Below are 12132 nucleotides of genomic sequence, written 5' to 3'. Positions count from 1 at the left end.
GGTGGGTTCGGCTTTTTTGCATCCAAACCCTTTTGCACTCACTTTTCGTCAACGGTGTTATGATTGTTGTCGGATAAAATGAAGTGGGGGTGGCGATATATGATGAATCGTGGCCGGATGAGTCCTTCTGAAATGCGGGCTTATCTAAAAGAATCAGATACAACCTTGACTGAGATGCTTAAGTTCGTTTTTGGTAGCGTCTTAAAGCGTAAGTCATTGTTAGTGTTAAACATGGTGTTGTTGCTTATTATTGCAGGTTTGAACTTCATCGTGCCACAATTTACGCAACGTGTGATTGACCATGCTGTGGCGCTGAAAAGTGTTTCTGCGTTGACTGTGCAAGTGTCACTATTGTTGGTAACAACTTTGGCATTGGGTGTCGTGTCATTCATTTCAACATACTTGATGCAGGTGTTGTCACAACGTTCGATTACCGACCTGCGTTTGCAGACGTACAACCGCATTTTAAAGCAAGATTATGATTATTTCCAAAGTGCTAAAACGGGTGATTTGATGGTTCGCCTAACCAGCGACATCAGCAGCCTACAAAACTTGATTAGTTCAGATAGCTTTGGCATTATCGGTAATATTTTCACGTTTGTGGCTGTCTTGACGTTCTTGTTCATTCAAGATTGGCAGCTAGCGTTGTTGGTTAGCATCACGTTCCCAGTGTTGTTTGTGACAATTCGCTTCTTCCGTGCGCGCATTCGTGAAGCGTACACCAAGGTTCGTGCGACGAGTTCGCAAATTTCAAATCAACTTCAAGGGACGATTACCGAAATTGAGTTGATTAAGAGTTACACGACGGAGGATGAAGAGACACGTCGCTTCAAGGACATTGTTGAAGAACAGAATACGTATCAACTTGAAGCAACTCGTTGGCAGGCGATTTTCCAGCCTTTGGTTAATTTTATTAATACGGTTGGAACGGCGATTGTGTTGGCGTTTGGTGGCTTGTTGGTCATTCAAGGGCATTTAACAGTTGGTGAATTGGTGGCCTACTTGAGTTACTTGGCTTTGCTACAAGATCCAATCCGTTCATTCTCGCGTTTGTTGAACATGCTACAAACGGCCCAAGTATCTTATGATCGCATCAAGGACATTATGGGTGCGGTTGAAACGATTAAGAACTCAGATGACCCACAGCCATTCCCAAGTCCTTTGCAAAAGGGAATTGAACTGGAGAACGTGACATTTAGTTATGATTTGGAGCGTGTGGCATCATTGAACGGGATTAATTTGATGATACCTGCTGGTAAGACGACGGCGTTGGTTGGTCGTTCAGGTGCTGGAAAGTCAACCTTGATTCGCTTGTTGACGCGTTTCTATGAGCGCACCGGTGGTGAGATTCGTTTTGATGATATGAAGATTGAAGATATCGATATTCGAAATTTGCGCCAACACATTTCAATCGTTAGCCAAGATGTCACAATTGTTGATGGCACAATCGCGGACAACATTCGTTATGGTTCTGGGGATGTCAGTGATGAGCGCCTCTGGGATGCAGCTGAACGTGCAGCGGTTGCCGACTTTATTCGTGGCTTGCCGGATGGCATGAACACCACCGTTGGTGAGCGTGGTGTCAAGCTGTCTGGTGGTCAAAAGCAACGCTTGTCAATTGCCCGCGCGTTGGTTAAGGATGCTGAAATTGTTATTCTGGATGAAGCAACGGCGGCGTTGGACAATGAATCCGAAAAGATTATTCAACACGCCTTGGATAACTTGATGACCCACAAGACAACGATTGTGATTGCTCAGCGTTTGAGTACGGTCCACAATGCTGATCAAATTGTTGTATTGAATGACGGTCAGATTGTCGAGCGTGGGACGCACGATGAATTGCTTGCTCAAGGCGGTACGTACAAGACGTTGTACGATGCCCAATTCGAATAGTTTATTTAGAGGGATACTGCGGTATGCCTCTTTTTTGCTAATAAAAAACTCGTTTCTATCATGGGAGTGACAGAAACGAGTTGGTATGCAGCGTTCGATTTGAAAGGTAAATGCTGTGTTACCAGCAAAAGTTGTGAGATTAATTGTGAGAAATCGATGCGATAAATCTGCATACTATTAGTATACTATGGACTTTGTTAAAAGTGTAACAAGATAAATTGAAGTGCCCTTAAAGTGTGACTCATATATGGGACAAACGAGTGCTATACTAATAGAACAGAAGTGAGGTATAAGCATGAGTTTTCCATCTGAAAAACAACTCCGTGACCGCTTTGCACAAGCGGAAAATGCGGTCTATTTTGCAACAGCGGATAAGCGCACACGTTACTATGGTTTCGGAATTGCAGAAGAGTTAATTGGGGCATCATTCGAAGAAGTCTCAGACTGGGCGAAGCAACAACGCTATCCGGTCTTTGGTGGATTTGCATTCGATGACCAAAACGTACAGGACAGCCAACTAATGAATGGCTATTTTGTGTTGCCAGCGGTGTTGTACGACATCACTGATCAATATCTGTGGGGCCGCGAGACGAATCCGTTTGGTGCACCATATCGCCAAGATCCAGTTGCAATTACAGCAACAACGGATGAAACGGATTGGCCGGAACGCGTGAACAATGCCATTCAGGATATGACTAATAATGAGACGCACCAAAAGGTTGTGCTTGGTCGTCAACGCCAAGTATCGTTATCTGGTCACTTGAATTTGGCTCAGTTGCTGGCGGATTTGGCTGATCAGCAACCAAATAGCTATCACATGGTGATTAAGCGTGGGGATGAGTTGTTTATTTCAGCGACACCTGAACGCTTGGCCAAAGTGAACCGTGGCCAATTCGAGACGGCTGGTGTGGCTGGCACGATTCGTCGTGGCGCGACGGATGCTGAAGATGAACAGCTAGCGGATGAACTGTTGCATGATGCGAAGAATTTGCAAGAGCACGCGTATGTCGTTGACACAATTGTTGACCGCCTCGCTGACGTAGCTGACTTAACGTTGCCAGATGGCCCACAAATTATGAAGAATCCACAAGTGCAACATTTGTATACACCAATCGCCGGTAAGCTGCGTGATGCCAACACAGTGTTGGCGCTGGCAGAGCGTTTGCACCCAACCCCAGCCCTTGGTGGGAAGCCAGTTGACTGGGCAATGGCAACGATTGCGCAAATTGAACGGCAACCGCGCGGCTTATTTGCTGGTCCGGTTGGTGTTGTGAAGCCAAATGGGGACGGTGAAATGATTGTCGGCATTCGCTCAATGTGGGTGACTGGCACGCAAGCCAATCTCTTTGCCGGTGCGGGCATTTTGGCCGATTCAAATGCAGATTCAGAATATGCAGAAACTGGGTTGAAGATGCAACCAATGATGAACTTATTAGAAGGACAAGCGAAATGAATGAAATATTGACCCGAAACATTAAGCACTTATTGACCAGCTTGGTTACCCAAGGTGTACATGACTTCGTGGTATCACCAGGTTCACGTACGACACCATTCGCTTTGTTGCTTGCTGAAATGCAAGCGGTTCGTGATGACGTACGTGTGACGGTGGATGTAGATGAGCGCTCAGCAGCTTTCTTTGCGCTAGGAATGGCCAAGGCAATGCACAAGCCAGTGGCTTTGTTAGCAACATCAGGAACGGCAACGGCCAATTACTTGCCAGCAATCATGGAAGCACATATTTCACACGTGCCCTTGATTGCGTTGACGACTGATCGACCAGAAGAGCTACAAGAAATTGGTGCGCCGCAAACGGTCAACCAAGCTAACATGTATGGCGACAACACAAAGGCATTCAGTGCGTTGCAAATGCAAGACGAACACGCCGATGTGACTGCGTACATCGATTACCACGTTCAACAACTCGTTGTGACGGCGACGACTGCGCCAGCTGGTCCAGTGCAAATTAACTTACCATTGCGCAAACCACTGATGCCTGACTTAGGTGAAACTTGGCCAACGGTGACAGAACAAGTCATTACGGTTGGCACGATGCGTGCTAATGAAGCGACTGTTGCAATGCTTGCAAACAAGCTGCGCGATGAAAAGGCACTGCTATTAGTGGGACCTGATGAGACGGGGTGGCAAGCTGAAAAGTTTGCAACCTTGGCTGAGCACTTCCAAATGCCGATGTTGGCAGATGTCTTGAGTAACGTGCGTCCAAGTGATGCAGCCATTAATGGTATCGATGCTTTGCTTGAAGCTGGTGCACTTGATGACACACTCGTACCTGATGTCGCTGTTCGCTTTGGTGGGACACCAGTTTCAGCCCGTGTTGTTGCTTGGCTACGAGACAAACAAGTACAAGTAATTCAAGTCGGGGTTAACCATGCTGGTCACGACCACTCGCGCCAAACAACGATAACGTTGGCCGTTGATGAGATGGCCTTGGTTGATGATTTGTTGGCGACCGATGGACGTACTGAGAACGACTACCTCACACAATGGCAAACGGTTAAGCAAACGCTGGCGACAGCAATTGCAACGACTGAAATGTCTGAAGTTGCCTTGCCTGGTGTGATGGCTGCTGTTCCAGCTGATAGCCAAGTGTTCATTGCGAACTCAATGCCAATTCGTGACATGGATAACTACTTTATGCCAGCCGCGAACGTGCATGTGATGGCCAATCGTGGGGCTAATGGCATTGATGGAACCGTTTCATCAGCGTTTGGTATGGCGATGACTGGCAAGCCAACGACATTCTTGACGGGTGATTTGACGCTCTTCCATGATATGAACGGGTTGATGATGGCTCATCAAGCCAACTTGGCGATGACGATTGTGGTTGTGAACAACAATGGCGGAGGTATCTTCTCGTTCCTACCACAAGCAGCGGCAAAGGATTACTTTGAGCCGATGTTCGGTACACCGTTGGCTTTGTCGGTTGAGAAAATTGCGGCCCTTTACGATGCAGATTATCATTTGGCAACGTCACAAGATGATTTGCGTGATTTGCTTGCACACCCTGCAACAACACTTCGCTTGATTGAAGTGCAAAGTACGCGTGCACAAAATGTTGCCGAACACGATGCGGTGTTGGTCAAGATTCGTGAGGCGTTCAATGGATAAGTTGGTACTGATAAACGATTATCCCTATCACGTGCGTATTGAAGGTACTGGCACGCCGACGTGGCTATTTTTCCACGGCTTCATGGGGAGTTTAGTGGATTACGAACAAGTGCAACCAGTGGGTACGCGCATTTATCTGGACCTATTAGGGTTTGGTGGTCAAACGCCGATTGTGTCACCCGAACGCTTTAACGCCACTAATCAAGCAATTGATATTGTGGCCATCCTCGATACGCTAGGTATCGAGAAGGTGAATCTAGTGGGCTATTCAATGGGCGCTCGTTTGGCGCTGGCCTTTGCACACCAATTTCCTGAACGCCTCCAGCGGTTGTTCCTAGAAAGCGGGACGGCGGGGATTGCAGATCAAACTGACCGTGACGCACGTGTGGCAAGTGATGAGCAAAAGGCTGATCGAATTGAGCGCGATGGTATGGCTGCCTTTGTCGCTGACTGGGAAAAGTTGCCACTCTTCGCAAGTCAGCAAAATGCATCAGCTGAACAACAAGCGTTTATGCACGAGCAACGCGTTAACCAAACGGCGACCAACGTGGCCAATTCGTTGCGCGGTTTTGGTACTGGTGCTATGCCAGATTATTGGCCTAAGTTGCCTAATCTGCAGGTGCCGGTGGTGCTAATTACTGGCAGTGATGATGCTAAGTTTACGGTGATTAATGACCGAATGGCTGAAGCATTACCGAGTGTTGCACGCGTAGCGGTTGCCAATGCTGGACACAACGTTCATTTTGAACAGCCTACTACGGTAACGAACATACTAATGGAGTATGCTAACCATGCGGACTGAACAAATCGAACTATTCCCACTGACGTTACGCTTGAAGCAGCCATTTAAAACCGCCCATGACGTGACATACGATCGACCACTAACTTTGATTGCCGTAACGACGGATGGTGTGACTGGGTATGGGGATGTGCAATCATTTATTGATCATAGCTATGCCCCGGAGTCACAAGCTGAGTCGCTTGCAGAAATTGAGCGTCTTGTGCCTATGCTGTTAGGTGAAGGTTTTGAAACCCCGGCAGATATGGCCGACTGGTTAGCTGCGCATTCAAACCTATCATTTGCGAAAGCTGGTCTTGAAATGGCCTTCTATGATGCTTATGGCAAAGCGATGCACCAATCCTTGCAACAATTGATTGGTGGTACGGCATCTGAAATTGCTGTGGGCATTGCGATAGGCATTGCGGATACTGAGATGGCATTGATGACGTCAGTCGAGAATGCTGTGAGCCAAGGCTACCGACGGATTAAGTTGAAGATTGATTCGCAAACGGATTTAGAAATGTTAAAAACAGTCATTAGCCAATTTCCAAATCAGCAATTTTCCGTGGATGCTAATGCGTCATGGCAATCAACGGATTTTGACCGACTCCAGCAATTGGAAGGGGCGGGCATTTTCATGATTGAGCAACCGTTTGCAACTGACGCCTGGCAGGCTCATCAGGAAGCACAAGCTAAGTTGCAAATGCACATCAGTTTGGATGAATCCTTGCACGATTTAGCTGATGTGAGGCGCGCGATAGCCGAGCAAACGGCGGATGCGTTTACAATCAAGCAAGCTAAAATCGGTGGCATTACAGCTGCAAAGACAGCCATCGAGCTGTCGCTAGCCGATAATAGATTGCCTTGGCTTGGCGGTATGTTGAGTTCTGGCTTGGGGCGCGCTGTTGATGCGACGTTAGCCAGCTTACCAGGGGCGAATATAATTCCCAGCGATAATTCGCAGGCGGACCGTTACTTTGAGCAGGATATTATTTTGCATGCGCCGATGTTAGATGCGGGTCAGTTACCAGTGCCGACCGAACCGGGAATTGGTGTGACACTCGATTGGGACGCAATTAACAGTTTGCAAGCTCAACCAACGAAAACATTCAGATTATAAGATTAAGCAGTTACTCAATTGAGTGACTGTTTTTTTGATTGCGCGAAAAGACAACACTTATCAGCCGTGACAGGTGGGATTTGCTATAATGGAAGCATTAAGAAAACGAGGAAAATAATCATGAACACACGAATTGAAAATGTCCGTCGCTTGTTCGAACCATTGGGAATTGATGGCTTGATCATCGCGAACGGCACAAACATGCATTACTTGACTGGCTTCGAAGGCGGAACTGGGGATGGCTTGGTTTTGATTGGTCGTGAAAACGCCGCTTTGATTACTGATGCCCGTTACGAAGAAGAATACCGCGAACGCCTAGATGAGGGTGTTCAATTGTTGGTTACCCGTGACTACTGGGGTGTTGCGATGGCAGCAGCCAAGCGTTTTAAGATTGAAAACTTGGGTTTCGAAGATACGTTGCCATTCCGTGACTTCGATTACTTGGACGAAAATTTTGTCGGCGTTGACATCGCGCCCGTACCAGCTTTGCTTGAAGCAATTCGCGAAGTGAAGGATACTGATGAATTAGCTAAGTTGCGTCGTTCAGCTGAGGTTGCCGTTGCAGCGTTCAACGAGATGATTCCACAATTGCACATTGGTATGACGGAACGTCAAGTGGCCAACTTGCTTGATCGTATCATCAAGGAGAAGGGTGCTGATAAGCCATCATTCGACACGATTGTCGCTTCTGGTTACCGTGGTGCTTTGCCTCACGGAACATACTCAGATAAGGCTATCGAAGCTGGCGACTTGGTGACAATCGACTTTGGTTACTTTGTTGATGGTTACACGTCAGACATTACACGTACGTTGGCTTTTGGTGAGTTGGATGACGAGTCAAAGACTATTTATGATGTTGTCCTAAAGGCGCAACGTGCCACAATCGATGCCGTAAAGCCGGGTGTTGCAGATTCAGATTTGGATAAGGTTGCCCGCGATATTATTACAGAAGCCGGTTACGGTAAGGAATACAACCACTCAACGGGTCACGGTATTGGTTTGGACATTCACGAAGGTCCTGTTTTGTCAGCAAGTTCACCTGCCGAAGACATCGTTCGTGAAGGCATGCTGTTGACGATTGAGCCTGGTATTTACGTCGCTGGTAAGGGTGGCGTACGTATCGAAGATGATGTGATTGTCACGGCTGACGGGTTCGAGAATTTGACGGCGGGCATTCCAACTGATTTGATTGTGATTGATAAGTAAGATGGCATTAGAATACGTTGTTTATTATCGCGGTAATTTAGCAGCTGGTTTCGACTACATTTATGCCAAGCAAATGGACCAACACGCCTTTTATTTGCGTGTGCCAGCTGAGATGAAGACGTTCGCTGAAATCACGGATGCCAAGTTTGATTTCTCACGCACCAATGCAGATGAAATCATGGCTGATGATAAGCGTCGTCCGTTTGCGTCAATGTGGCAAGATGTCTCGTTCCAATGGCCAAATATTGAACGTCGACTAATGGAAATTTTGCCAACTTGGCAACCGGAATATCGTGGGGATGTGACTGATAAAACTGATGAATGGGGTGTTCGCGTCAAGTTTGCCGAGCAACCAGATGAATTACGTTTTGTTGGGTACAATGATTTTCCGGCGGATTTTGAGTTATTTGAGAAGTGGATTAAGAGTTATGAAGGCGGTCGACTCCGCTAATTGAGAGGCGAGAGAAATGGAATTTTTTACTTCAGATACGCATTTCTTCCATGAGGAACTATTGCAAAGCAATAATTTTGAACCACGTCCATTCGACTTTTTGGCCGATGAACACCCTGCAATGATTAAGGCATGGAATGATCGTGTTGGGGAAACAGATACTGTGTACCACTTGGGTGATATTGCGATGGTCAATCATGTGCGACCTGCGCGTAAGGGTCACGAAATGATTGCTGAAATTTTGGAACAATTGAACGGACACATTGTGATTATCAAGGGAAACCACGATTCACGAGCATTGTTCAAGTACTTGGCTGCCCACAACCCAGTATTGTCTGATGGTAAGCCAAAGTATGAATTTGAGGATGTTGGTCGCATTATCAAGGCGAACCACCACCAATTTTTCTTGACGCACTACCCAATGATGTTTGGCCAAACGCCAAGCAGCATTAACTTGCACGGTCACATTCACCACACAATGGTACCAATTCCTGAAAACATCAATGTTGGTGTGGACAGTACTGATTTGGATTACCTGATGGCAGATGAACGTCCGGTCTGGAGTACGCCACTCAATTTCAATGAGATTGAGACAATTATTCAACGTAAGCACGATGATTTTGCAAAGCGGAGGTAAAACGTATGCAGGATAATATTTCAATTTTGCATACGAACGACATCCACTCGCATTTGGAGCAATGGCCACAAATCCGACGTTATTTGCAAACGCAAAAGCGTCATTTGATTCGTGAAGGTCGCAGTGTATTGACCTTCGATATTGGGGATGCACTGGACCGGCAACACCCGCTAACGGAAGCGACGATGGGTCAGGCTAATGTCGCTTTGTTAAATGAGATTGGCTATGACGCAGTCACGATTGGTAATAATGAAGGGCTGGGCTTGGCGCATGATGATATGAATCATCTTTATGACCACGCCAATTTCCCAGTTGTGCTCGGTAATATTACGGACCGCCAGACTGGTGAAGTGCCAGATTGGGCGGTGACGCATAAAATCATTACGACACCTAAGGGCACACGTGTTGGGGTGCTTGGTTTGACGGCGCCATTCATTTTGACGTTTCCATTGTTGGGGTGGATGCCTGAAAAGGTGACGGATGCCCTTGATCGACTTGTGCCAGAACTAACTGACCAAGTTGATTTTGTTGTGTTACTCTCACACCTAGGTTTGCCAACTGATCGTTATTTGGCAACGCATTATCCTGATTTGAACGTCATCATTGGCGCACACACGCACCATTTGTTGGCGAATGGTGAGCAGCATGGTGACACTATGCTAGCTGCTGCGGGGCGTTATGGTGACCATATTGGTCGCATCGATTTAACGATTGAAGATGGAAATATTTCAGTCATGCGGGCCACGACAGTTGTGACGGATGATTTGCCAACGTTGCCAGAAGATCGCGTTGAAATCGCGGGTTATCAAACGAGTGGTGAACAACAGCTAGCTAAGCGTGTGGTTGCTGAATTACCAATCACTTACACGAATGGTATTCAGGGTGAGCATCGCTTGATTGACCTCGGCCTAGCAGCATTGAAGGAACGCACGCACACGGATATTGCGATGCTTTCAACGGGCTTGTTTTTGACGGACTTGCCAGCCGGTATCGTAACGGCTAATGATTTGCATGCGTTGCTACCACACGCAGTGCACCCAATGCGTTCAACGTTGAAGGGACGCGATTTGTGGCGCTTGGCGCATGAAGTTGAGAAGACCCGCAACTTCCTTCGACCTAACCGGCTACGAGGCATGGGCTTCCGTGGCGATACGTGGGGCGAAGTGGTTTGGTCTGGTTTGCGAATTGATTCGGATGGGGATGTGTTTATTCACGACCAGCCGATTGATTTAGACGCAACGTATACTATTGGCGCACTGGATCATTACATGTTTATTCCGTACTTCCCAACTTTGGAAATAGCGGGACAGAACGTGATGTCATATGATACAGTAATTCGAGAGGACTGTGCGGCATATCTTGCCGAAACGTTTTTACCAAATAAAGAAGAAAATTAATTAGGAAGGAGGCAAAACATGGATCGCGAACGCATGAAAGAACTTGCTGAAGAGCAATTTATGAAGCGACAAGAAGCCACGACAATTACGGCCGGTGAAGATAATATTATTTTCATTAATGAACGTAGTTACCGTTTGGTCGAAGATTATCGTGAAGCATACAATCAGCAAAAAATGGCGGCACGATTTAGCGACTTCCTAGAAAAGTATGATTTTCTGGTTGGTGACATCGCGGCTGATCAGCTACGTTTACGTGGTTTTTACAAGGATGGCACGGCCGGTATTGCCCGTAGCAATCAAATTTCTGCACTACAAGATTACTTATATGAAGAAGTAAACTTTGGTGCACCATACTTTGTTCTTGAAAACCTTGAGCCACACGACGTGCCTGAAGCTGAAGAAGAGCCGAATACGGCGCACCGCAAGCGTCGTCGTCAACGTCGTTCAACTGGCAATGGCGGTACTAACCCAAATGGTAGTCACCACAAGCCAAAGCCAAAGACGGCGGCGATTGCTGAGACAACTAAGCCGGCGCCAGGTAACGGTAAGGCTAAGCATGTAAAGGAACGCGCGAACACGGTTGAAACGAAGGGGCGTAAGAAGCGTCGTCGTTTCCAAATCCGTGAACGCCAAACAACGACTGAAAAGGGATAAGGGAATTTATTGATGACTTACGCAGGATATTTTATTGACTTAGATGGCACTATTTACCAAGGAACCAAGCAGTTCCCAGCTGGTAAGCGTTTCATCGAGCGCCTTGCTGCGTCTGATTCGCAATATTTGTTTGTCACGAATAATTCAACGAAGACACCAGCCGAAGTTGCTGAAAATCTAACGAAGAATCACGACATCCCAACGACAGCCGATCAAGTCTACACAAGTGCCATGGCGACAGCCGACTACTTGGCAACTTTGCCAAATGTCAAGCGCGTTTTGATGATTGGTGAAATCGGTTTGCGTACGGCGCTGGAAGCTAAGGGCTTTGAGCTGGTTAGCGAAGCCCCGGCTGATGCCGTTGCAATTGGTTTGGACCGTGAAATCAACTATGAAAAGTTGGTGCAAGCAACGTTGGCCATTCAAGATGGCGCAGCATTTGTTGCGACGAACGTTGACACGAATTTGCCTAACGAGCGTGGTATGTTGCCAGGCGCTGGTACGTTGGTGGCAGCTTTGCGTACAGCTGTACAAAAGGATCCGGTAGTTGTTGGTAAGCCAGAAACCATTATCATGAATGGTGCTTTGGAGCTAACCGGATTGACAGCTGACCAAGTTGTGATGGTTGGTGACAACTACAATACGGACATTCGTGCCGGCTTGAATGCTGGGATTGATACGTTGCTAGTTTACACCGGTGTTTCTACGAAGGAGCAAGTTGCCCAAGAAGCACAACAACCAACCCATGAAGTTGATTCATTGGATGATTGGACAATTTAATTTGATTAAAAAGCGAGCATGTTTGCTCGCTTTTTTGTTTTTATCGCGTGTTATCGGAATTTAAATTAAAACTTTCTAATTTTAAAA

The 12132-nt window shown here is 46.8% G+C and carries 11 protein-coding genes; all 11 read left to right on the top strand.

Annotation, left to right across the window (positions count from 1 at the left end):
• The first annotated feature begins 99 nt into the window (after nt 1-99).
• The 11 genes from OIT45_RS03235 (at nt 100) to OIT45_RS03185 (ending at nt 12045) form a co-directional block, all read left to right on the top strand.
• Nucleotides 100-1893 (top strand): ABC transporter ATP-binding protein, encoded by a 1794-nt coding sequence (locus OIT45_RS03235; protein WP_199404047.1) that lies wholly within the window; start codon nt 100-102, stop codon nt 1891-1893.
• A 295-nt stretch (nt 1894-2188) separates the two neighbouring features.
• Nucleotides 2189-3346, top strand: a complete 1158-nt coding sequence (locus tag OIT45_RS03230) for an isochorismate synthase MenF (RefSeq protein WP_199404046.1) — start codon at nt 2189-2191, stop codon at nt 3344-3346.
• Nucleotides 3343-5019, top strand: a complete 1677-nt coding sequence (gene menD, locus OIT45_RS03225) for a 2-succinyl-5-enolpyruvyl-6-hydroxy-3-cyclohexene-1-carboxylic-acid synthase (protein WP_199404045.1) — start codon at nt 3343-3345, stop codon at nt 5017-5019. The genes OIT45_RS03230 and menD overlap by 4 nt, the downstream gene beginning before the upstream one ends.
• On the top strand, nt 5012-5821 hold the full coding sequence (gene menH / locus OIT45_RS03220) for a 2-succinyl-6-hydroxy-2,4-cyclohexadiene-1-carboxylate synthase (RefSeq protein WP_199404044.1): 810 nt from the start codon (nt 5012-5014) through the stop codon (nt 5819-5821). Before menD ends, menH begins: the two co-directional genes overlap by 8 nt.
• Nucleotides 5811-6920, top strand: coding sequence for an o-succinylbenzoate synthase (gene menC, locus OIT45_RS03215; RefSeq protein ID WP_242458258.1), 1110 nt, complete (start codon nt 5811-5813; stop codon nt 6918-6920). Before menH ends, menC begins: the two co-directional genes overlap by 11 nt.
• Before the next feature lie 120 nt (nt 6921-7040).
• Nucleotides 7041-8126 carry a M24 family metallopeptidase gene (locus OIT45_RS03210; RefSeq protein WP_199404042.1) on the top strand — a complete coding sequence of 362 codons (1086 nt, stop codon included), beginning with the start codon at nt 7041-7043 and terminating at the stop codon, nt 8124-8126.
• Nucleotide 8127: 1 nt separating this feature from the next.
• The gene (locus OIT45_RS03205; RefSeq protein ID WP_199404041.1) at nt 8128-8577 is read left to right on the top strand and encodes a phosphoesterase; all 450 of its coding nucleotides are present in this window, start codon (nt 8128-8130) and stop codon (nt 8575-8577) included.
• 16 nt (nt 8578-8593) lie between these two features.
• The gene (locus tag OIT45_RS03200; protein ID WP_199404040.1) at nt 8594-9214 is read left to right on the top strand and encodes a metallophosphoesterase family protein; all 621 of its coding nucleotides are present in this window, start codon (nt 8594-8596) and stop codon (nt 9212-9214) included.
• A 5-nt stretch (nt 9215-9219) separates the two neighbouring features.
• Nucleotides 9220-10611, top strand: a complete 1392-nt coding sequence (locus OIT45_RS03195; RefSeq protein WP_199404039.1) for a bifunctional metallophosphatase/5'-nucleotidase — start codon at nt 9220-9222, stop codon at nt 10609-10611.
• A gap of 18 nt (nt 10612-10629) precedes the next feature.
• Nucleotides 10630-11265 carry a YutD family protein gene (locus tag OIT45_RS03190; RefSeq protein ID WP_135797314.1) on the top strand — a complete coding sequence of 212 codons (636 nt, stop codon included), beginning with the start codon at nt 10630-10632 and terminating at the stop codon, nt 11263-11265.
• Between the two features lie 12 nt (nt 11266-11277).
• The gene (locus tag OIT45_RS03185) at nt 11278-12045 is read left to right on the top strand and encodes a TIGR01457 family HAD-type hydrolase (RefSeq protein ID WP_135797315.1); all 768 of its coding nucleotides are present in this window, start codon (nt 11278-11280) and stop codon (nt 12043-12045) included.
• Nucleotides 12046-12132: the final 87 nt, after the last annotated feature.

The sequence above is a fragment of the Weissella sp. LMG 11983 genome, from assembly GCF_025908495.1.
In the GTDB taxonomy this organism is placed as follows: Bacteria; Bacillota; Bacilli; order Lactobacillales; family Lactobacillaceae; genus Weissella; species Weissella fermenti.
The sequence above is the reverse complement of the archived record's forward strand: the minus strand, read 5'-3'. Positions and strand labels throughout refer to the sequence as shown.